At 67.4% G+C, this 19,131-nt stretch carries 24 protein-coding genes; 13 read left to right on the top strand and 11 right to left on the bottom strand.

Features of this window, described 5'->3' with window-relative positions:
- Positions 1-136 precede the first annotated feature (136 nt).
- On the top strand, positions 137-490 hold the full coding sequence (locus tag ASJ79_RS29955) for a nitroreductase/quinone reductase family protein (protein WP_067963443.1): 354 nt from the start codon (positions 137-139) through the stop codon (positions 488-490).
- A 78-nt stretch (positions 491-568) separates the two neighbouring features.
- On the opposite strand, the gene ASJ79_RS29950 is transcribed toward ASJ79_RS29955, so the two are convergent.
- From ASJ79_RS29950 to ASJ79_RS29935, 4 genes are all read right to left on the bottom strand, one after another.
- Positions 569-1,426: an ABC transporter permease gene (locus ASJ79_RS29950; protein WP_067963440.1), complete on the bottom strand. Its 858-nt coding sequence runs from the start codon at positions 1,424-1,426 to the stop codon at positions 569-571.
- Complete coding sequence (locus tag ASJ79_RS29945) at positions 1,423-2,298, bottom strand: ABC transporter permease (protein ID WP_067963438.1); 876 nt, start codon at positions 2,296-2,298, stop codon at positions 1,423-1,425. The genes ASJ79_RS29950 and ASJ79_RS29945 overlap by 4 nt, the downstream gene beginning before the upstream one ends.
- A 55-nt stretch (positions 2,299-2,353) precedes the next feature.
- Positions 2,354-3,535, bottom strand: a complete 1,182-nt coding sequence (locus ASJ79_RS29940; RefSeq protein WP_067963435.1) for a spermidine/putrescine ABC transporter substrate-binding protein — start codon at positions 3,533-3,535, stop codon at positions 2,354-2,356.
- A 77-nt stretch (positions 3,536-3,612) separates the two neighbouring features.
- Positions 3,613-4,734 carry an ABC transporter ATP-binding protein gene (locus ASJ79_RS29935; protein ID WP_067963431.1) on the bottom strand — a complete coding sequence of 374 codons (1,122 nt, stop codon included), beginning with the start codon at positions 4,732-4,734 and terminating at the stop codon, positions 3,613-3,615.
- A 350-nt stretch (positions 4,735-5,084) separates the two neighbouring features.
- Between ASJ79_RS29935 and ASJ79_RS29930 the strand changes: the two genes are divergently transcribed.
- Positions 5,085-5,516, top strand: coding sequence for an SRPBCC family protein (locus ASJ79_RS29930; RefSeq protein WP_067963428.1), 432 nt, complete (start codon positions 5,085-5,087; stop codon positions 5,514-5,516).
- Between the two features lie 11 nt (positions 5,517-5,527).
- Here ASJ79_RS29930 and ASJ79_RS29925 read toward each other — a convergent pair whose 3' ends face one another.
- Positions 5,528-7,009, bottom strand: coding sequence for an MFS transporter (locus ASJ79_RS29925; RefSeq protein WP_082754149.1), 1,482 nt, complete (start codon positions 7,007-7,009; stop codon positions 5,528-5,530).
- Positions 7,010-7,047: 38 nt separating this feature from the next.
- Complete coding sequence (locus tag ASJ79_RS29920; RefSeq protein ID WP_067963454.1) at positions 7,048-8,232, bottom strand: P1 family peptidase; 1,185 nt, start codon at positions 8,230-8,232, stop codon at positions 7,048-7,050.
- 52 nt (positions 8,233-8,284) lie between these two features.
- Here ASJ79_RS29920 and ASJ79_RS29915 point away from each other — a divergent pair, with 52 nt between their 5' ends.
- The 3 genes from ASJ79_RS29915 to ASJ79_RS29905 all read left to right on the top strand — a co-directional run bounded on the left by ASJ79_RS29915 (position 8,285) and on the right by ASJ79_RS29905 (position 11,150).
- The gene (locus ASJ79_RS29915; protein WP_067963425.1) at positions 8,285-9,664 is read left to right on the top strand and encodes a cytosine permease; all 1,380 of its coding nucleotides are present in this window, start codon (positions 8,285-8,287) and stop codon (positions 9,662-9,664) included.
- Positions 9,665-9,759: 95 nt separating this feature from the next.
- A complete protein-coding gene (locus tag ASJ79_RS29910) occupies positions 9,760-10,242 on the top strand; it encodes a TspO/MBR family protein (RefSeq protein ID WP_067963450.1) in 483 nt (160 codons plus the stop codon).
- Positions 10,243-10,316: 74 nt separating this feature from the next.
- The gene (locus ASJ79_RS29905; RefSeq protein ID WP_067963421.1) at positions 10,317-11,150 is read left to right on the top strand and encodes an acyl-CoA thioesterase domain-containing protein; all 834 of its coding nucleotides are present in this window, start codon (positions 10,317-10,319) and stop codon (positions 11,148-11,150) included.
- Positions 11,151-11,181: 31 nt separating this feature from the next.
- Here ASJ79_RS29905 and ASJ79_RS29900 read toward each other — a convergent pair whose 3' ends face one another.
- Positions 11,182-11,487 (bottom strand): hypothetical protein, encoded by a 306-nt coding sequence (locus ASJ79_RS29900; RefSeq protein ID WP_067963418.1) that lies wholly within the window; start codon positions 11,485-11,487, stop codon positions 11,182-11,184.
- A gap of 75 nt (positions 11,488-11,562) precedes the next feature.
- Between ASJ79_RS29900 and ASJ79_RS29895 the strand changes: the two genes are divergently transcribed.
- Together ASJ79_RS29895 and ASJ79_RS29890 are read left to right on the top strand one after the other, a co-directional pair.
- Positions 11,563-12,387: an alpha/beta fold hydrolase gene (locus tag ASJ79_RS29895; protein ID WP_067963415.1), complete on the top strand. Its 825-nt coding sequence runs from the start codon at positions 11,563-11,565 to the stop codon at positions 12,385-12,387.
- A gap of 84 nt (positions 12,388-12,471) precedes the next feature.
- Complete coding sequence (locus ASJ79_RS29890; protein WP_067963413.1) at positions 12,472-13,830, top strand: HNH endonuclease signature motif containing protein; 1,359 nt, start codon at positions 12,472-12,474, stop codon at positions 13,828-13,830.
- Positions 13,831-13,843: 13 nt separating this feature from the next.
- On the opposite strand, the gene ASJ79_RS29885 is transcribed toward ASJ79_RS29890, so the two are convergent.
- Entirely contained in the window at positions 13,844-14,239 is a 396-nt protein-coding gene (locus tag ASJ79_RS29885) for a nuclear transport factor 2 family protein (RefSeq protein ID WP_067963446.1), read from the bottom strand.
- A gap of 68 nt (positions 14,240-14,307) precedes the next feature.
- On the opposite strand from ASJ79_RS29885, the gene ASJ79_RS29880 reads away from it, so the two are divergent.
- Positions 14,308-14,763: a DoxX family protein gene (locus ASJ79_RS29880; protein ID WP_067963410.1), complete on the top strand. Its 456-nt coding sequence runs from the start codon at positions 14,308-14,310 to the stop codon at positions 14,761-14,763.
- Here the strand turns inward: ASJ79_RS29880 and ASJ79_RS32945 are convergent.
- Both ASJ79_RS32945 and ASJ79_RS29875 read right to left on the bottom strand, forming a co-directional pair.
- Positions 14,729-14,884: a hypothetical protein gene (locus ASJ79_RS32945; RefSeq protein ID WP_156448705.1), complete on the bottom strand. Its 156-nt coding sequence runs from the start codon at positions 14,882-14,884 to the stop codon at positions 14,729-14,731. The genes ASJ79_RS29880 and ASJ79_RS32945 overlap by 35 nt on opposite strands.
- A complete protein-coding gene (locus ASJ79_RS29875) occupies positions 14,875-15,135 on the bottom strand; it encodes a hypothetical protein (protein WP_067963407.1) in 261 nt (86 codons plus the stop codon). The genes ASJ79_RS32945 and ASJ79_RS29875 overlap by 10 nt, the downstream gene beginning before the upstream one ends.
- A gap of 187 nt (positions 15,136-15,322) precedes the next feature.
- On the opposite strand from ASJ79_RS29875, the gene ASJ79_RS29870 reads away from it, so the two are divergent.
- From ASJ79_RS29870 to ASJ79_RS29860, 3 genes are all read left to right on the top strand, one after another.
- Entirely contained in the window at positions 15,323-16,234 is a 912-nt protein-coding gene (locus tag ASJ79_RS29870; RefSeq protein WP_067963404.1) for a manganese catalase family protein, read from the top strand.
- 94 nt (positions 16,235-16,328) lie between these two features.
- Positions 16,329-17,477 carry a zinc-dependent alcohol dehydrogenase gene (locus tag ASJ79_RS29865; protein WP_067963401.1) on the top strand — a complete coding sequence of 383 codons (1,149 nt, stop codon included), beginning with the start codon at positions 16,329-16,331 and terminating at the stop codon, positions 17,475-17,477.
- Between the two features lie 20 nt (positions 17,478-17,497).
- Complete coding sequence (locus tag ASJ79_RS29860) at positions 17,498-18,076, top strand: hypothetical protein (RefSeq protein WP_067963398.1); 579 nt, start codon at positions 17,498-17,500, stop codon at positions 18,074-18,076.
- Between the two features lie 4 nt (positions 18,077-18,080).
- Here the strand turns inward: ASJ79_RS29860 and ASJ79_RS34845 are convergent, their stop codons facing one another.
- Positions 18,081-18,215 (bottom strand): hypothetical protein, encoded by a 135-nt coding sequence (locus tag ASJ79_RS34845; protein ID WP_255374781.1) that lies wholly within the window; start codon positions 18,213-18,215, stop codon positions 18,081-18,083.
- A 159-nt stretch (positions 18,216-18,374) separates the two neighbouring features.
- On the opposite strand from ASJ79_RS34845, the gene ASJ79_RS29855 reads away from it, so the two are divergent.
- The gene (locus tag ASJ79_RS29855; RefSeq protein WP_231751098.1) at positions 18,375-18,665 is read left to right on the top strand and encodes a hypothetical protein; all 291 of its coding nucleotides are present in this window, start codon (positions 18,375-18,377) and stop codon (positions 18,663-18,665) included.
- A gap of 22 nt (positions 18,666-18,687) precedes the next feature.
- A complete protein-coding gene (locus ASJ79_RS29850) occupies positions 18,688-19,023 on the top strand; it encodes a hypothetical protein (protein ID WP_067963390.1) in 336 nt (111 codons plus the stop codon).
- The last annotated feature ends 108 nt before the right edge of the window (positions 19,024-19,131 follow it).

The following is a 19,131-nucleotide window of genomic DNA, read 5'->3' as shown; positions in this document are numbered from 1 at the left end:
GACCGGCAACCGATTCGGCATCCAACAACTCAGGTTGATCATCAGAGTGCCCCTGCATTCATCCATCATCTCGAGGACGCGCCCACAAACCCCGCCCGCCACGCCGGATTAATCAGCAGAGTCCTAGTGTGGTCCCATGTCCAGAGGAATCTTCGACTCGCCCGTCGTGGGTGTGGTCAACGCAGGGGCGGCGCGCCTGATCGACGCCCCGGTCATCGGCCCGCTGGTCCGCCGCAGCATGGTGGTGATCCGCTACACCGGTCGGCGGTCGGGTCAGACCTTCCAGACCCCGGTGAACTATCAGCGGTCCGGCGACTCCGTCGTCATCCGGGTGATGGCCCCGGACAAGAAGACCTGGTGGCGCAACTTCACCGGCGACGGGGGACCGATCACGCTGACGAACTTCGACGGCGAGGACCGTGTCGGGCACGCCGTGGCCGACCAGGACGAGCAGGGCCGGGTCACCGTCCGGGTACGACTGAACCCCTGACCCCCCACCCGCCGAAATTGCATTCCAGCAGGGCCAAACTCGCAAAAGTCCTGCCGGAATGCAATTTCGGCAACGGTGTCAGCCCGCGAACTTCTTGCGCCGGTACAACGTGCTGACGGCGAGCAGGAGCAGGCTCACCACCAGGATCGCGGTCGCCAGCACGTTGATCTGTGGCGGCACCGCGGCCTTCACCGCGGCGTTCACATAGAGCGGGTAGGTAACCGCGGACCCGCTGACGAAGTAGGTGATGATGAAGTCGTCGAGCGACAGCGCGAACGACAGCATCGCCGCCGCGACGATGCCCGGCACGATCAGCGGCAACGTCACCTTGAAGAACGTGCGGGACGGGCCGGCGCCCAGATCCAGCGACGCATCCTCCAGCGTCCAGTCGAAGCCGCGCACGCGCGCCCGCACCGTCATCGCGATGAAGCTCACCTCGAAGGCGATGTGGGACAACACGATCGTCAGGTAACCGGCGGCGGTGTTGAAGTCCAGGAACAGGGTCAACAGCGCCGCGCCCATCACCACCTCGGGTGCGGTCAACGGCAGCACCAGGAACGTGTCCACGGCGCGTTGTCCGCGCCACCGTTGGCGCACAAGGGCGATCGCCACCAGGGTGCCCAGCACCAGCGCCACCGCCGTCGACACCGCGGCCACGTTCAGGCTGAGCTTGAGCGCGTCGGTCAACGCCGGGTATTTGAACGGGTCCAGCCAGTTCTCCAGCGTGAAGCCCTGCCAGGTGTAGTTGAACTTGCCCACGGGCTTGTTGAACGAGAACAACACGATCACGAAGATCGGCAGGAACAAATACAGCAACACCAAGCCGGCGGCCGCACGCAGGGCCAAATCGCCCCAGTTGCGGCGGGCGCGAACCTTTTTCGGCGTCGGGTCCTGCTGGGCGGCGGTGGCCAGAGCGGCCCCGGCCTGGGTGGTCATACCAGGTCCTCCGTACCGAGTGCCCGCGTGTAGAGCAGCACGCCGATCAGGATCAGCAGCATCAGTCCCAGGCTCAGCGCCGCCGCGGCCGGGTAGTCCTTGACCACCAGGAACTGTTTCTGGATGACGTTGCCGATCATCGTGGTCTGCGTGCTGCCGAGATAGTCGGCGTTGATGAAGTCGCCGACGGCCGGGATGAACACCAGCATGCTGCCGGCCAGCACACCGGGCATCGCCATCGGCAGGATCACCTTGCCGAAGCTGCGCGGCGCCGAGGAGTACAGGTCCTTGGACGCCTCGAGCAGGCGCGGGTCGATCTTCTCCAGGCTGACGTAGAGCGGCAGGATCATGAAGATGATCCAGTTGTAGGTCAGCCCACCGATGACCGCCCAGCTGGTGGACAGCAGCCGCCCCTCGTCGGGAAGCAGTCCGATCGCGCCCAGCGCGGTGACCAGCCAGCCCTCGTCGGCCAAAATCGTCTTCCACGCGATGGTGCGGATCAGGAACGTGACGAAGAACGGCAGGATCACCAGCCCGAGGATCAGGTTCTTGAACCGTCCCGCTTTGAATGCGATGACGTACGCCAGCGGAAAGGCCAGCAGCAGGCACAGCACCGTGGCGACGAACGCGTAGCCGAACGACCGGAAGATCTGCTCGCGGTACAGGGAGAACGCGTCGACGTAGTTGCCGAAGTCCCAGGCGAACGTCAGCGTCGGCATGAACACCGAGCCCGCGGTCTCCGACAACGAGGTGCGCGCCAGCGAGAAGAACGGCACCACGAAGAAGATCGCCAGGTACGCGAGCGCCGGCAGCACCATCAAATAGGGAGCGACCTTGCTGCGTTGACGGCCGCTGGTGGCGACGCCTGCCATTTATGCTCCTCGCGTCCGCAGTGCCATTTTTGCTCCTCGCGTCCGCAGTGCCACGTCAGCCGCCGGTGACGGCGGCGTACGCGGTGTTGTACTCCTGCGTCTGCTCGTCGGTCAGCGCGGCCCAGCCCTTGGACTTCGCCAGGACGTCGGCGGGCGGGTTGATCAGCGGGTTGTTCGCCGACTCCGGATCGATCTTCTCCAGCTCCTCGGTCATGTCCGACAGCACCGGCACGTACTGGACGAAGGACACCAGCTTGGCGTAGTTGGCCCGGTCGTAGACGTAGTTGATCCACGCCTCGGCGGCCTTCTGGTTCTGCGTGGTGTACGGGATCACCATCGTGTCGACGAACGTCGTCGCGCCGGACTCGGGCACCACGAACTGCAGGTCCGGGTTGTCGGCCTGTAGCTGCACCACGTCACCCGAATAGGCTTGCGCCACTGCGATGTTGCCTGCGGCGAGATCGTCGGCGTAGTCGTTGCCGGTGAACCGGCGGATCTGCCCGGCGTCGTTCTGCTCGCGGACCAGGTCGATGGCCTGCTGGACGGTTTCGGTGCTCGGGTTCTCCGGCGAATTGCCCTGCGAGAGCATGATCATGCCGAGGCCGTCCTGGGCGTCGGAGAACAGGCTGACCCGGCCCCGGAACGCCGGATCCCACAGGTCGTCGATGGTTCTGATGTCGCGGCCGGTGGCGGCGCGGTTGTAGGCCAGACCCACCAGACCCGACATGTACGGTGCGCTGAACTTGCGTCCGGGGTCCACGCTGGCCTCGAGCAGATCGGGCCGGATGTTCACCTTGTTCGGGACGCCCTCGTCGCTGATGTCGTTGAGCCAGCCGAGCTGGTGAAGGCGGGTGGCCAGGAACGTCGTGGGCACCGCCAGATCGGCGCCGATGTCCTGCTTGCGCGACAACGGTTCGCGGACCTTGGCGAACCACTGCTCGTTGTCGTTGAAGTCCTCCTTGTAGTCGACCGTGATGCCCGAGGAGGTCTGGAAGCCGGCGACGAAACCGTCGGCCATGTACAGCGGCCAGTTCGAGATCCGCAGGGTGCCGCTGGCCGGACCGCTGTCCTCGGTCGTGGTGCTGGAGGTGCCGCTGTCGGAGCCGCACGCCGCCAGGAACGACGAACCGAGGGTGAGGCCGGCCGCGGCGGCGGCGCCGCCGCCGAGGAATCGCCGCCGCGAGGTGCGACGCGCGGTCAGTCGGGCCAGCATCTGGGGATCGATGTCACGGGACATGGTCAGGCGTGCCTTTCGTCGGCTCCAGGGAGGGGATGGGGGACGCGCGGGCGCAGAAGGGCCCAGGAACTGATCACTCAGGAGTCGTCGAGCATCTCTTCGAGATCCTCGGTGGTGGGAATGTCCGCACCGGGCAGCACCAGCGACGCCTCCGGTGCCCAGCTGACGAACACCTCGTCACCGGGCCGCAGCAGCGGCAGATCCTGCTCGGGCCCCACGTGGGCGATGACGGTCGAGTCGTCGGGCGCGGACAGGGACAGCCGCACCACCGGGCCCTGGAACGTCAGGTCGGTGACGGTGGCGCGCACGGCGGCCACATCGCCGGCGGGGGCGTCCATCGAGACGCGGACGCGTTCCGGACGCACCATCAGCGTCGCGTGGCCGCCGGGTTCGATCGTCGTCTGTCCGGACCTGGCTTTCAGGGTAGAGCCGAGCACGTCGACCTCGATGAAATCGCGGTTGGCACGCCCGGTGCGGCGGCCGGCCCACAGGTTCGCCTGCCCGATGAAGCTGGCGACGAACACCGTCGCGGGCCGGTCGTAGATCTCGGTCGGGGTGCCGATCTGCTCGACGTTGCCCGCGTTCATCACCGCGATGCGGTCACTCATGGTCAGCGCCTCCTCCTGGTCGTGGGTCACGTAGATGAACGTGATCCCGACCTCGCGCTGAATGCGTTTGAGCTCGAATTGCATGACGTGGCGGAGCTTGAGGTCCAACGCGCCCAACGGTTCGTCGAGCAGCAACGCACTGGGGTAGTTGACCAGGGCACGGGCCAGCGCGACGCGCTGCTGCTGGCCACCGGACAGTTGTGCGGGCTTGCGCTCGGCGAAGTCGGTCAGCCGCACGATCTCCAGCAGCTCGTCGACACGCTTGCGTACCTCACCCTTGCCGAGCTTCTTGCTGCGCGGGCCGTAGGCGACGTTGTCCCACACCGTCATGTGCGGGAACAGCGCGTAGTGCTGGAACACCGTGTTGACGTTGCGCTTGTTGGGTGGGGTCTTCGACACGTCCGCACCCTCGAGGCGGATCGCACCCTCGGTCGGGGTGTCGAAACCCGCGATCATGCGCAACGTCGTGGTCTTGCCGCACCCGGACGGGCCGAGCATGGAGAAGAACTCTCCCGACCCGATGGAGAAGTCGGCGTCGGAGACGGCGACGTAGTCACCGAAGCGCTTCGTGACGTGATCGATCTCGATCACCGGAGCGCCCTTGGGGCGGGCGGCCGCGGATGCCGCCGATTGGTCTGCAGCGGTCGTGTGTGTGCCGGTCAGGGCAGGTCCTCCTCGGGGACAGCCGTCATGGCTGTGGGTAAACCTTCGCGGATCGCGCGTACCTGCGCAAGCGATTCCGCAACGAATTTACATTTCCACAATGGATTCCTTCGTCGCACCCTGCCGTCGACGAGAGAATCCGCGCAATAGGCCGCGATGTAGCGATGCCTGACCAGCGCCCGGCCGGTGGCACATTGCCTGCTCAGTTGAGTTTCGCAGCTCCCGGTCACGGTTCGGCGCCGTTTACGGCCACGATCCGGTGGGGTAGTGAAGACCCTATGGCGACTGTCGATGTGTCCGTGACGTCCGATCTGAGTCCCGAGCGGGCCTGGGCGCTGGCTTCCGACCTGAAGCGGTTCGACGAATGGCTGACGATCTTCGGCGGATGGAAGAGCGAGGTGCCGTCGGAGATCGACGTCGACACGCAGGTGGCCTCGTTGATCAAGGTCAAAGGGTTCCGCAACGTCATCAACTGGCGGGTCACCCGCTACGACGAGCCCAAGGAGATCGAGCTGGCCGGCACCGGCCGCGGCGGCGTGCGCATCTCGTTGGCACTGCGGGTGGAGCCGGCCGGCGCCGACGGTTCGGCGTTCCGGGTGGCCGCGGAGCTGTCCGGCGGCCTGTTGTCGACCCCGGTCGGCAACGTCGTCGCGAAGGTGATCAAGGGCGACGTGTACCGCTCGGTCTGCAATCTGGCCGAGCTGCGCTGACGCGGGCTGCGTCAGCCCCATTCGTGGTTCATGGCACGTGTTTCGAGGCGGGCCTCCTCGGATTCCGTGTCGGCGTCCACCGCCCGCGGGCGGGACAGCGCGATCAGCACCATCGCCAGCACCGCCGTGAGCGCGCCTGCGCAGAAGATCAGCGTGAAGCTGCTCTCGGCCGGTGTGCCCGCCGCGGTGGTCCGTGCCAGCAGAACCGCGACGATCGCGGCCGCGGTCGAGCTGCCGATCGTGCGGGCGATGGCGTTCATGCTGGTCGCCACCCCCGTCTCGCCGGCATGACTGGACCCGACGACCAGTGCGGGCAGTGCACCGTATCCGAGGCTGATGTACGCGTTGGCCAGCACGTTCGCGATGATGACCTGCCACGGCGAGGTATGCGCGAAGGCGATGAACAGGAAGCCGCCGATGCCGGCCAGCGCGGCGACCATCAACACCGGCCGGGCGCCGAACCGGTCGATGAACCGTCCGCTGATCAGTGCGACGACAAAGCCCGTCAACGCGCCGGGAAGCAGGTACACCACGCTGGCCTCCAGCACGCCGGCGCTGAACCCGAAGCCCGCGGCCTCGCGGTCGATCTGCACGAACTGGGTCAGCCCCAGGAACGCGAAGTACAGGCCCATGCCGACGAACACCGTCGCCAGGTTGGTGCAGAGCATCGAGCGCTGCGAGAGCATCCGCGTCGAGACCAGCGGGCGCGCGGCACGACGCTCCCAGAACCACCATGCGACCAGCACGGCTGTCCCGCCGCCGGCGATGCCGAGCGTGCGCGGCGAGCCCCAGCCCCACGAACTGGCCTGGGTGATGGCCAGCAGCAGCGAGGACAACCCCAGCGCCAGCCCGACCGCGCCGAGCCAGTCGATCGAACCGGTCGCGGTGCGACGGCGATCCGGCACGAGGGCGAGCACGATGACGATCACCAGCACGGTGAACGCCGTGGTCAACCAGAACACCCGGTGATATCCGGCGTCCCCGCTCATCAGCAGGCCGACGACGACCAGCCCGGTGCCGCCGCCGAAACCCAGCGTGCCCGACAGCACCGCCATCGCCGACACCATCCGGTCGGGAGGCAGTTCCTCGCGCAGGATCGCGATGCAGATCGGGTACAGCGCGAACGACGCGGCCTGCATGACGCGCGCGACGACCAGCAGCGGCAGCGACGAGGTCGCCGCGGCCAGCACCGATCCGGCGAGCACGACTGCGAGCACGCCGAGCAGCACCCGCTTCTTGCGGTACAGGTCGGCGAGCCGGCCGATCAGCGGGGTGGCTGCCGCTGCGGCGAGCAGGTTGGCGGTGATGGCCCAACTGGCCGCGACCAGCGACACGTCGAGTTGACCGGCGATGACGCCCAGTACCGGCACGACCGCGGTCTGCAGCACCGCGACGGTGAGCACCACGATGCTGAGGCCGACCACGAGCAGCCGCGGCCGCTTCACCGGGGTGTCGAGCACAGCGCCGGGCGTTCCGCTGCCGGCCTGCGCCACGTCCGCTCCATTCGTTAGCTGATCTTCAGTTCTCCCGATTATGGCGTCCGGCCCAGCGCGGCGGCCAATCGGTCGAGGGACAGCCGCGGGGACCGGTGGCCGTCGCGACCGACCATGTCGGTGTTGACCACCAGCGCGTTGAGCACCGCCTCCTCGACGGACTGCACCACCGCGGTGTACAGGTCGTCCATCCGGCCCCACGGCAGAAATCGGATCGTGCCGATGTCGTCGTCTCCGACCGGTCCCAGCGGGAATTCGCTCGCCAGATCGGGGACGTCGGCGGTGGAGAACGCCAGGAAGATGTCGCCCGAGAAATGGCTGCCGGTGGTACCGGTTCTGGCCAGGCCCAGCGGCACCCGGCGCGCCAGCGCTTTGCACTGGCCGGGCAACAGCGGCGCGTCGGTGGCCACGATCACGATCACCGAACCCGCCCCCGGGGGCGGGGCGCCGGCCAGGTCGCGCGCGAACCAGTCGCCGTCGAGTGGGTTGTCGTCGGCCAGAAGCGGACCGACGTGCCGGCCGGCGACGGTCAGTTCGTGCCGTGCCCCGAAGTTGGCCTGGACGAACGCGGCGACGGTGTAGGTACGCGCCCCGTACGGCACCAGCCGCGACGAGGTGCCGTTGCCGCCCTTGAACTCGTAGCAGTTCATCCCGGTGCCACCGCCCACCGAACCTTCCGGGACCGGCCCGCCGGTCGCGGCATCCAGCGCGGCCTCGACGTGGTCGGGACGGACATGCCCGCCGTTGATGTCGTTGAGGTAGCCGTCCCACGTCTCGGTGCACACCGGCAGCAGCCACTGGCGGGCCAGTCGCGGCGCGACCCGGTTGGCCCACCGCACGACACCGGTGTGGCAGGCGCCGACGGCGTGCGTGTTCGACAGCACCACAGGCAGATTGAACGAGCCCACCTCCTCGATCCAGGTGGTGCCCGTCATCTCGCCGTTGCCGTTCAGTGAATACCAGCCCGCCGCGCACGGCTGCCCGGCCCCGGCGACCCCACGGGGCAGGATCGCGGTAACCCCGGTACGCACCGGTCCCCGGCCGACCACCAGCGGTCCGTCGCCCTCGATCAACGTGGTCACCCCCAGTTGCACGCCGGGCACGTCAGTGAGCGCGTTGAGCGGCCCGGTCCGGCCCGGCAGGTCGATGCCGACACCGCGGGCCCGTGGTCGTCCGTCGATGGTGTGGGTCGCGTGGTTCACCGGTGTCACGTCATGAATCATCGTCAGCGGGACCGGTCGGGTCGAGCGGGACGGGCCGTGGTCGAATAAGGCCATGTCGCAGGGAACCCCGTCGGGTGCCACGGTCGGGAACGTCTTCAGCGGTCACCGCCCGTCCGGGGCCGGTGATCTCTCGGTCGAGACGCACGGCATCGCGCCCGTCCCCGCCGACCACCGCTACGGGAGCGCAGGACGCTTGTTCACCGTGTGGTTCGCCCCGCAGGTGAACATGACCGGCGTCTTCACCGGCACGTTGGCGATCGTGCTCGGGCTCGGCTTCTGGCTGGGGCTGCTGGCGATGGTGATCGGCACGGTGCTCGGCTCTCTGGTCGTCGGTTACCTGTCCACCTGGGGGCCGCGCACCGGCACCGGCCAGCTGCCCAACGCCCGCATGGCCTTCGGCGGCACCGTCGTGGTTCCTGCGGCACTGCAATGGATTTCGTCGATCGCCTGGGACGCACTGGTCGGTCTGTTCGGTGGCGAGGCGCTGTCGGCGCTGCTCGGCATCCCGTTCTGGGTGGCGGTGGCGATCGTGCTCGGGGTGCAGGGCGTGGTCGGATTCTTCGGCTACGAGCTGATCCACCGGATGCAGGCCGTGCTGACGGTCGTCCTGTTCGTGACGTTCGTGGTGTTCACCGTCAAGCTGGTCGGCGGCCACGAAATCGTGGTGCCGGCCGCGGTGTCCGGGCCCGATCTGGTCGGCGCCTTCGTACTCGAGGTCACGATCGCGTTCAGCCTGGCCATCTCGTGGGCGACCTACGCGGCGGACTTCAGCCGGTACCTGCCCACCGACGTGTCGCCGCTGCGGGTGTTCGGGTTCACCACCGCCGGGATCGGGCTCGGGTATGTCTTCGTCCAGGGCGTCGGGATCGCCGCTGCCGGTGTGGTCAGTGAGCACACCGCGGAAGGTGTCCGGTCGGTGATGGGCGGGGGACTGCTCGGCGGCCTGGCGCTGCTGGTGATCGCCGTGGCCTCCATCGGGTCGGGCGTGATGAACGACTACAGCGGTTCGCTGGCGTTGCAGACGCTCGGCGTCCGGGTACGGCGCCCGGTGTCCGCCGTGATCGTGACGGTGCTGGCGTTCGCACTCATCCTGTGGCTGCACGCCGCCGACACCGCCACCCGCTTCACCGATGTGCTCCTGCTGGTCAGTTACTGGATCCCCGCGTTCGTGGCCGTGGTGGTCGTCGACTGGCGCCACCGGGCGGCGGGGCGGCGCACCGTCGATCCGGCGGCCGAGACCACCGACCGGCGGGACGCGGTCGCCGCACTGGTCGTGTTCGTGATCGCCTATGCCGCGGCGATCCCGTTCATGAACACCTCGTTGATCCAGGGCCCGGTCGCGATGGCCTGGCACGGCGCCGACATCGCCTATTTCGTCAACCTGGCCGTGGCCGCGGCGCTCTACGGCGGTTATCGCGCATTGCGGCGCTGAGCGGCCGCGAACCGGGGTTCGGCACACAGTCGTCGGGGTACTGGTTCTCGGTGCGCGCCGCGCCGCTGCGTCGCGACAGCCGAAAGGACACGCCGATGCGCCCGTTGACCCTTGCCAAGACCGCAGGCGCGGCATTCTCCGCGGCCGCCGTCGGAGGACTGGCGACCCGCCCCGCGGTCGAGTCCAGGTGGTACCGGCGGCTGCGTAAGCCCGACTTCCAGCCGCCGGGTGTGGCGTTCCCGATCGTGTGGAACATGCTGTACAGCGACATCGCGGTGATCTCGGCCGCCACGATCGACACACTCGACCACCGCGGCGCCACCGACCAGTCGCGCGCCTACCAGCGGGCGCTGGCCGTCAATCTGGTGCTCAACGCCGGTTGGAGCTGGATCTTCTTCAACCGCCGCCAACTCGGTCCCGCGGCCGTCGTGGCCGCAGCGCTGACGGCCAGCAGCGCCGACCTGGCCCGCCGGGCCGGAGCGGTGGACGCGAAGGCGGGCCTGGCCCTGGCGCCCTATCCGCTGTGGTGCGCGTTCGCGACGGTGCTGTCCACCAGGATCTGGCAGTTGAACCGCTGACGGGAATCTTCGCCCGCCGAGTGGACCTGCACCCCGGTGCAGGCGGGCGGTCGGTCCCGGGTTCTACTGAACGCGTGGAGCAGACACCCGAAGCCGCTGACGCGGCGCACTTCCTGGCGGTCGACGGCGGATTCACACCGACGCGGTATGCCCAGAGCCACTGGGGCGAAGACCACCTCAACGGGCCGGCCATCGTGGGGCTTGCCGCGCGCGGGCTCGAAAATGAATGCGGGTCAGCCGAATTCCATCCGACACGGTTGACCGTCGACCTGTTCCGCGCCGCCCGCAACGCGCTCACCACCCTCGACATCAGAGTGGTACGCGACGGTCGCCGGGTCCGCAGCGCCGAATGCGATGTCGTGCAGGACGGGCGCGTGGTGGCCAGGGCCACCCTGATCCAGTACCGGCCGTCCTCCTCGCCGCGGGGAGCGCTGTGGCAGCCGCCGGCCGCGGCGCCCGAGCTCCCCGAACCGGATGGAGCCATCCAGCCGTATATCGGCAGTGACGACGGCGGCTGGACCCGATCCCCGGGTGCGCACCAGAACGCATCCCGGAAGCGCTTCTTCAACGACGGGATCCGCGCGGTCGCCGGTGAGAAGAACTCACCGTTCGTGCGGGCGGCGATGGTGGCCGAGGCGACGAGCCTGGTGACCAACCTGGGCACCGCCGGTGTGGGCTACATCAACGGGGACCTGACGGTGGCGTTGGCCCGGCTGCCCGTCGACGAGTGGATCTGCCTGCAGGCCGACTCACACCATGCCAGCGCGGGCCTGGCGGTCGGCACGGCCACGCTGTTCGACAGCCTCGGCGCGTTCGGCGCCGGGATGACCACCGCCATCGCGAATCCTGCCGCCCAGATCGATTTCGCCACCCGGAGTTTCAACCCGGGCGACATCAACTACGAGTAACGCACGCCGGCATGCTCGACCGCCGTCCGGCCTAGACACATCCGCTCACGGAGATCCGCCGTCCGACGTTCGCGCACACCGTCACATTCGGTGGGGGCGGCGGCGGTGGCGGGGGAGGCGCGGCGTTGTAGTCCTCGGGCAGTGGCGCATACGCCGAAGGTGGCGGCACCCACGGAGCGACCGCGTCGGCGATGCTGCCGCACGCGTTGACCGAGACGTGGCGCCCGCCCACCGACCCGCAGACATCCGCGCCGGCCAGGGCAGGTTGGGTGAACGCGGCCAGTCCCAGCGTCGCCAGGATCATTCCGATCGACGCCATCATGCGCGCGGTCCACACGCTGTGGAGCGTACCGCGCAAACCTCCCGTTCCGGGTGTACTTTCTACGGGCCGGACCTGGAGAAAGTAGCGCACATGCCCACAGTCACCACCCGCGACGGAGTCGAGATCTTCTACAAGGACTGGGGTTCGGGTCAGCCGATCGTCTTCAGTCACGGATGGCCGCTGTCGTCCGACGACTGGGACACCCAGCTGATGTTCTTTCTGGAGAGGGGTTTCCGGGTCATCGCTCACGATCGCCGCGGGCACGGACGCTCCACCCAGGTGGCCGACGGCCACGACATGGACCACTATGCCGACGATCTGGCCGCCGTCGTCGAACAGCTCGACCTGCGCGAGGTGGTGCACGTCGGCCACTCCACCGGCGGCGGCGAGGTGGTCCGTTACCTGGCGCGCCACGGCGAGGATCGCGCGGTCAAGGCGGTTCTGATCGCGGCCGTGCCGCCGCTGATGGTGCAGACCGAGGCCAATCCCGGGGGCCTGCCCAAGTCGGTGTTCGATGACTTCCAGCACCAGGTCGCGACGAACCGGGCGGCTTTCTACCGCGCTGTGCCCGAAGGTCCGTTCTACGGGTACAACCGGGACGGCGTCGAGCCCGTCGAGGGCATCATCGCCAACTGGTGGCGGCAGGGGATGACAGGCGGTGCCAAGGCCCACTACGACGGTGTGGTCGCCTTTTCTCAGACCGATTTCACCGAGGACCTCAAGAAGATCCGGTTGCCCGTGCTGGTGATGCACGGAGACGACGATCAAGTGGTGCCGTATGAGGCGGCCGGGCCGCTGTCGGCCGAGCTGCTTGCCAACGGGATCCTGAAGACCTACAAGGGTTTTCCGCACGGAATGCCGACCACTCACGCCGACGTGATCAACGCAGACCTGCTGGAGTTCATCCAGTCCTGAGCTCAGAAATTTCTTTGGTCACGCTGTTCTCTCCCGCCACATTTCGGGGCTCCGCTGTCGGTTGTTCGAACTAGTGTTCGGTGTATGGAGTTGGTGTCGGAGGCGGTGGGGGCGATCGCTGAGCAGGTCGCGATCCTGTCGAAGGCTGCCGAGGAGTTGTCTCATCGTGAGTTGATCGGGCTGTTGGCGGAGTTGGCGGCGGTGCTGCGCAGCGTGCCGGCCGTCGAGCACAAGGTGCTGGCCCGGCTGATGGACGAGACCGAGCCGTCCCGGTTGGGTGAGGCGTCGTCGTGGAAGAAGGTGTTGACCACGGCGTTGCGGATCAGTGGTGCTGAGGCGGGGCGCCGGGTCCAGCGGGCCAAGGTGTTGGGTCCGCGGCGGGCGATGACCGGGGAACCGTTGCCGCCGGTGTGGGAGGCGACCGCGGCCGCGCAGGCGCGGGGGTTGTTGGGTGAGGAGCATGTCGCGGTGATCGCGGCGTTTCACAAGAACCTGCCGGCGTGGGTGGATGTGGACACCCGTGCCGAGGCGGACCGGCAGTTGGCGGGCAAGGGTGCGGGGATGGGCCCCGAAGAGCTCGACGAGGCTGCGGGGCGGTTGTTGTTGATGATCGATCAGGACGGCCCCGAACCCTCAGAGCAGGAGCGGGCCCGGAAACGCTGGGTCAAGATCGGCAAGCAGCAGCGCGACGGATCGTCCAAGATCAGCGGCTACATCGACGCCGAAACCCGGGCCTATCTGGACGCGGCCCTGGCCAAGGACGCCGCCCCCGGAGCCAACATGCCCGCCGAGGAGCCGGTGGCCGCCGGCCAGGAGGACCCCGACGCGGGCCGGGATACCCGTACTCAAGGGCAGCGCAATCACGACGGCCTCAAAGCCCTACTGCGGCGCAACCTGGAATCCGGCGAGCTGGGTACCCACAATGGGTTACCGGTGACGGTGATCGTGTCGACGACGTTGCAGGAGTTGGAGAAGGGCGCCGGGGTGGCGGTCACCGGCGGCGGGAGCTTGTTGCCGATGCGGGATTTGATCCGGATGGCCGCTGATGCGCACCACTATCTGTATGTGTTCGACGAGCATACCGGCCAGTCCCTGTATCTGGGTCGGGCCAAACGGTTGGCCAACGCCGCCCAGCGGTTGGTGCTGCACGCCCGTGAGCGGGGTTGTACCCGGCCGGGGTGCACGGTGCCGGGGTACTGGACCCAGGTCCATCACGCGGTCGCGGACTGGAAGAACGACGGGCAGACCGATATCGACGATCTGACCCTGGCCTGCGGGCCGGATAACCGGATGATCGAGAACACCGGCTGGACCACCCGCAAAAACGCCAGAAACCGGACCGAATGGATACCCCCACCCGAGCTGGACACCGGCCAGCATCGCATCAACGGCTACCACCACCCCGAACGCCACCTACTCCCCGAAAACGACGAAGGCCCGTGAAACAGGTTGCCGCTCAACTGCGTTCGATCGTCTCGCGTTGAATGCGGTCAAACTGTGCGCCCATCGCGTCGGCGAGTGCGGTCGCGCCTGACAGCGGGCGCACCATCACCATGAAATCGTCGATCAGGCCGTCGTCGTTGACGTGCAGGAAGTCGCAGCCGGTGATCTTCTTGCCACCGACAGTGGCCTCGAACACCAGAGCATGATCGCGCCCATTGCTGTCGGCGATCTCGCGCACGTAGCGGAAATCCTCGAAGACGCGCATCACACCGCGAATGATGGCCGCGGTGATCGGTTTACCCGGGTACGGCTTGAACGCCACCGGGCTGGTGAAGACGACGTCGTCGGCCAGCAGCGCTTCGATGGCGGCCTCATCGCGGGCCTCGACGGCCGCCCTGAATGGATGCATCATCCGACGGTAGCGCCCTCGACGGACGTAGCCCCCTGCAACGCCGCGAAATTTCATACCGTGGCGGCATGACACGCAAACTCGACGTCGGACTCGGTTTGTTCCTCTTCCGCACGGTGGTGGGTTTTCTGTTCGCTGTGCACGGCACCGTCAAAGTCATCGGCTGGCCGTCAGATGCCGGCCGGGTCGCCGAGTTCGGTGCGTGGCCGTCCTGGTGGGCCGGGCTCATCGAGCTGGTGACCGGTCTGCTCATCATCTCCGGATTGTTCACGCGCGCAGCGGCATTCCTCGCCTCGGGCACGATGGCCGTGGCGTACTTCTGGAAGCACCAGCCCGACGGTCTGCTGCCGATTCAGAACGGCGGGGAGACGGCGGCACTTTTCAGCTTCGCGTTTCTGCTGCTGGTGTTCGCCGGCCCCGGCCGGTGGGCGCTCGACAACCTCAGGCGCAGGACTACGCCCGAAGACGACGCCGAGGCGTCGGCGAAGCTCAGCTCACCTCCGCGAGAAGCGTTGCAGCGCTGACCTTCCGGCCCATCTGAAACGCATCGATACGTTCGGCCGCGGCGTGGGCGAACACGGCGAGAGCCTCGACGTCGGCTGCGCCGAACGCGCCGGTTGCCGAGGAGAACACCATCACGGCCATCGTCCCGCCGTCGATGACACCGTTCCGACGACGGCGGCATGCCGCCACGCCTCTGTGCACGGGTTGTCGCGGTAGCGGTCATGGAGCACGTTGAGCTGTTCGCCGGTCTGGTCCGTCGCCACCGACGTGATACGCCTGCCGTCGGTGGTCAGCATGCTCAAACCACCTCCGTCCACCTTCGGCACGATCCTGACGCAGTTGTCGGCGAGCTCGCGCAGTAGCGCTGTCAGTGTCGCTGTGCGCGTGCTCATCGTTTCTCAATCTCAGGTAAGTCGGTTCCGCGCCGATACCCGGGCCCGCCGCTCGCCAAACTCGTGAGTTCTTTAGACGTGTTTCGGGTTTATTCCGCCGCTGCCGGGTATCTCGGACCTGCCGCCGGCTGAGCAGATGCCGTGCCGACCGGCCGCCCGCAAATCCTATTAGCCGAGTGGAGAGTTGATGTTTCGCCATACCGATTACATGCAGTTCGATGTGAAGCCCGAGAAGCCGGACCCTGTCTATGCGCGCAAACTCCAGGAGTTACTCGGCGGAGCCTTCGGCGAGATGACCGTGACCATGCAGTATTTGATGCAGGGCTGGAATTGTCGCATGAAGGGCAAATACAAGGACCTGATCATGGACGTCGCCACCGAGGAGATGGGCCACGTGGAGATGATCGCGACGATGTGTGCCCGCCTGCTGGAAGGTGCCCCGGCAACCGACGCCACGAAGAACGCTCTCGGTGACCCTGTCGTGGCCGCCGTCATGGGCGGGATGGACCCGCAACAGGCCATCATCAGCGGCGGCGCGCCCACGCTTTCGGACAGCCAGGGTGCGCCCTGGAACGGCAAGTACATCGTCGCGTCGGGCAACTTACTGGCCGACTTCTATGCGAACGTCGCCGCCGAGGCCCAGGGCCGGGTGCAGACGGCGCGGCTGTGGCACATGACCGACGATCCCGGCGTCAAGGCGATGCTGAAGTTCAACCTGGCCCGGGACACCTACCACCAGAACATGTGGCTGGCGGCCATCGAAGAACTGCAGGCCGACGGGCTCGAGGGTGTCGTGGCACCGAACGATCTGTTCGACGAGGAGTTCGACGAACATGCCAGCACGCTCTGGCACCTGTCCGACGGTGCCGACTCCGACAAGGGCCGGTGGGCCAACGGCCCGCTGCCCGACGGCCGCCACACCGGCCGGTTCCTCGCCGACCCGCAACCACTCGGCGATCTTCAGTCGGGGCCGCCGCCGGACCCGAAGCTCTACTGCACCTACGACGGGGCCATGGGCGAACCGCGGACTCCGGCGTTCGGGACGGAGAAGGGGCTCGTGGGCAAACTCAAGGATGCCGTCGACCCCGACAAGACCTGACCCGACTTCCGCAGGGAGCGGGGCGCCGCCGGGGTGCAGGCGGTGCCCCGCCCCGCGGTCTTCTTGTCCATACACCGAGAAAGGCTGAGCTTCAATGAAGGCGATGACCTACCGGGGTCCGTACCGAATTCGGGTCGAGGAGAAGGACATCCCGAAGATGGAACACCCGAATGACGCTGTGGTGCAGGTCAAACGCGCCGCGATCTGCGGATCGGATCTGCACCTGTACCACGGCCTGATGCCCGACACCAGAGTCGGTCACACCTTCGGGCACGAGTTCATCGGGGTGGTGCACGAGGTCGGTCCCTCAGTCGAGAACCTGAATGTCGGCGATCGGGTGATGGTGCCGTTCAACATCTTCTGCGGATCCTGCTACTTCTGCGCCCGAGGTCTGTACTCGAACTGCCACAACGTCAATCCCAACGCCACGGCGGTCGGCGGCATCTACGGCTACTCCCACACCTGCGGCGGCTACGACGGCGGCCAGGCGGAGTTCGTGCGTGTGCCGTTCGCCGACGTCGGGCCCGTGAAGATCCCCGACTGGCTCAGCGACGACGACGCGGTCCTGCTGACGGACGCACTGCCGACCGGCTACTTCGGCGCCCAGTTGGGCGACATCGTCGAGGGGGACACCGTCGTCGTCTTCGGCGCCGGCCCGGTGGGTCTGTTCGCGGCGAAATCGTCCTGGCTCATGGGTGCAGGCCGTGTCATCGTCGTGGATCATCTCGACTTTCGCCTGGAGAAGGCCGCGACGTTTGCGCATGCGGAGACCTTCAATTTCACCGAGTGCGACGACATCGTCGTGGAGATGAAGAAGGCGACCGGTCATCTCGGCGCCGACGTGGTCATCGACGCCGTCGGCGCGGAGGCCGACGGCAACCTGCTGATGCATGTGACCTCGGCCAAGCTCAAGCTTCAGGGTGGCTCGCCGATAGCGCTGAACTGGGCGATCGACTCGGTGCGCAAAGGCGGCACGGTGTCGGTGATGGGTGCCTACGGCCCGATGTTCAGTGCCGTGAAATTCGGCGACGCGATGAACAAGGGCCTGACGATCAACGCCAACCAGTGCCCGGTCAAACGACAGTGGCCGCGCCTGCTGTCCCACATTCAGCAGGGTTACCTGAGTCCGAGCGACATTGTCACACACCACATCCCGCTGGAGGAGATCGCCGAGGGCTACCACATGTTCTCCGCCAAGCTGGACAACTGCATCAAACCGATCGTCGTCGTCGATCCCAACTAAAGAGCTGACAGGAGTTCCCCATGGTGACGCCAGCGAACAACGTGCCCGTCTACACCGCAGCACATCCACCCGGACCCGACAGTGCCCTGCTCCGGGCCAACATTCCCGGGTGGGGCGCCGACCTCGATCCGAAGGACCGTCCGTCGGTGCCGAAGCTACGTGGCGATCTGGAGTCCGGCGCCCACTGGGACTTCCCGGACCGTCAGCCCGAACACATCGCGCGGGAACGTTCGATCGAACATCGCATGCTCACACCGGTTTTCGGGACCGCGCAACCACTGCGCGGCCTGTCCGGCGCGATCCGGCGGGCTGCCTACCGCTTCAGTGAGGGCCGCGCGGCGCACTGGCTGATCCTGCTCTACGCCGACCGGATCGACGTGCTCGAGCATCGGGTGACCGGACTGTTGACACTGCGCCCGGACAGAATGATCGCCGAGACCGGCGTACGGGCCGAGCTGACCCGCGGCGGCCGGCATTCACGGTTCGGGCGGGGCCGTACCGACGTCAAGCACATGTGGATGGACCCGGTGATCATCGTCGGGCCGTGGCTGGTCCTCGGCGCCCTCGCCACACGGTTGCTGAGACGACGTCGCCGCTGACGGCTCAGGTCCCGGTCTCGTCGGGGTCGTCCTCGCCCTCTGCCTGGTCGGGTTGATGCGTCCCCGAGGTTTTCATCTCGGGATCCGCGTCGGCGTCTTGCTCACCCGCACCCTCGGGGCCGTTACCGGGTTTCGTCATCGGTCACCTCCGTGATGTCCGGCATACCCGCCCCACATGGGTTTAGTCCTGGCCGCGGTGGCTATGGACTCTGACTGACCGCACGCACGGAAGGAGACGAGTGTGAGCACCGATGACACCGGCGGCACCACTGCCAATGACCTCGGCGGAGCTGAGGACATGCTGAGCCCGATGGAGGCCACCGACTCTGACGAAGTGCGCAACGCCGACGGTGACGAGGTGGTGGACCCACCCGAGGACTGGGCGGCCGCCGACAAGTTCGGCATGTCCTCGGAGGAGGAACGCCAGGGCGAGACACTCGACCAGCGGCTCGCGGAGGAGGTCCCGGACGTGACGTCCGCCGATGTCGATCCGCGGGATGCGGACACGACTGCGGCTCGCGCCGACGACCCGGGGCAGATCGACGGCACGCCGGAGGACGGCGACCCGCTGTTCCCGGTCGTCGAGTGAGCGACGAGAAAGGCACATCGACATGACGACATCCGGAGATCTGCCGCTGCCGGATTATGACCAGTTGACCATCGGCGATCTCCAGCATCGGATCCGATCGCTGACCGAAACCGAACTACAGGCGGTGCTCACCCACGAGGCCGGGCACGCGGCCCGGGTGCCGGTACTGGAGGTCCTCGAAGCACGGCTGCGCGAACTGCAGGACGGCGCGGAGCCGTCCTCCGGAGACCCCCGCCGCGCACCGGAGGTGCAGTCGACACCCGGCGGGTCACCGGTGCAGGAGTCCACCGCGGCGCAGGCGAACACTCCGCTGCGCCACGGGGTCGCCAACCAGACCCCGAACCGCGGCCTACCGTGAGCCGACGGTCAGCCGAGCAGGACTCTGGTCGCGATGCGGTTGAGCCGCCGCCGGGGCCAGCCACGGGCACCGTCGGCGGCGAGGGCCGCGCGGGCCGCGTTGCGTCCG

This window comes from Mycobacterium sp. NAZ190054 (assembly GCF_001545925.1).
In the GTDB taxonomy this organism is placed as follows: Bacteria; Actinomycetota; Actinomycetes; order Mycobacteriales; family Mycobacteriaceae; genus Mycobacterium.
Note: the sequence above shows the minus strand (reverse complement) of the source record. Positions and strands in the feature narration are given on the sequence as shown.

What these genes read in the sequence shown, in the direction of transcription:
- ASJ79_RS29955 (WP_067963443.1), top strand. Translation starts at nt 137, where the DNA reads ATGTCCAGAGGAATCTTCGACTCGCCCGTCGTGGGTGTGGTCAACGCA.
- ASJ79_RS29950 (WP_067963440.1), bottom strand. Translation starts at nt 1,426, where the DNA reads ATGACCACCCAGGCCGGGGCCGCTCTGGCCACCGCCGCCCAGCAGGAC.
- ASJ79_RS29945 (WP_067963438.1), bottom strand. Translation starts at nt 2,298, where the DNA reads ATGGCAGGCGTCGCCACCAGCGGCCGTCAACGCAGCAAGGTCGCTCCC.
- ASJ79_RS29940 (WP_067963435.1), bottom strand. Translation starts at nt 3,535, where the DNA reads ATGTCCCGTGACATCGATCCCCAGATGCTGGCCCGACTGACCGCGCGT.
- ASJ79_RS29930 (WP_067963428.1), top strand. Translation starts at nt 5,085, where the DNA reads ATGGCGACTGTCGATGTGTCCGTGACGTCCGATCTGAGTCCCGAGCGG.
- ASJ79_RS29920 (WP_067963454.1), bottom strand. Translation starts at nt 8,232, where the DNA reads ATGATTCATGACGTGACACCGGTGAACCACGCGACCCACACCATCGAC.
- ASJ79_RS29915 (WP_067963425.1), top strand. Translation starts at nt 8,285, where the DNA reads ATGTCGCAGGGAACCCCGTCGGGTGCCACGGTCGGGAACGTCTTCAGC.
- ASJ79_RS29910 (WP_067963450.1), top strand. Translation starts at nt 9,760, where the DNA reads ATGCGCCCGTTGACCCTTGCCAAGACCGCAGGCGCGGCATTCTCCGCG.
- ASJ79_RS29895 (WP_067963415.1), top strand. Translation starts at nt 11,563, where the DNA reads ATGCCCACAGTCACCACCCGCGACGGAGTCGAGATCTTCTACAAGGAC.
- ASJ79_RS29890 (WP_067963413.1), top strand. Translation starts at nt 12,472, where the DNA reads ATGGAGTTGGTGTCGGAGGCGGTGGGGGCGATCGCTGAGCAGGTCGCG.
- ASJ79_RS29885 (WP_067963446.1), bottom strand. Translation starts at nt 14,239, where the DNA reads ATGCATCCATTCAGGGCGGCCGTCGAGGCCCGCGATGAGGCCGCCATC.
- ASJ79_RS29880 (WP_067963410.1), top strand. Translation starts at nt 14,308, where the DNA reads ATGACACGCAAACTCGACGTCGGACTCGGTTTGTTCCTCTTCCGCACG.
- ASJ79_RS32945 (WP_156448705.1), bottom strand. Translation starts at nt 14,884, where the DNA reads ATGGCCGTGATGGTGTTCTCCTCGGCAACCGGCGCGTTCGGCGCAGCC.
- ASJ79_RS29875 (WP_067963407.1), bottom strand. Translation starts at nt 15,135, where the DNA reads ATGAGCACGCGCACAGCGACACTGACAGCGCTACTGCGCGAGCTCGCC.
- ASJ79_RS29870 (WP_067963404.1), top strand. Translation starts at nt 15,323, where the DNA reads ATGTTTCGCCATACCGATTACATGCAGTTCGATGTGAAGCCCGAGAAG.
- ASJ79_RS29865 (WP_067963401.1), top strand. Translation starts at nt 16,329, where the DNA reads ATGAAGGCGATGACCTACCGGGGTCCGTACCGAATTCGGGTCGAGGAG.
- ASJ79_RS29860 (WP_067963398.1), top strand. Translation starts at nt 17,498, where the DNA reads ATGGTGACGCCAGCGAACAACGTGCCCGTCTACACCGCAGCACATCCA.
- ASJ79_RS34845 (WP_255374781.1), bottom strand. Translation starts at nt 18,215, where the DNA reads ATGACGAAACCCGGTAACGGCCCCGAGGGTGCGGGTGAGCAAGACGCC.
- ASJ79_RS29855 (WP_231751098.1), top strand. Translation starts at nt 18,375, where the DNA reads ATGCTGAGCCCGATGGAGGCCACCGACTCTGACGAAGTGCGCAACGCC.
- ASJ79_RS29850 (WP_067963390.1), top strand. Translation starts at nt 18,688, where the DNA reads ATGACGACATCCGGAGATCTGCCGCTGCCGGATTATGACCAGTTGACC.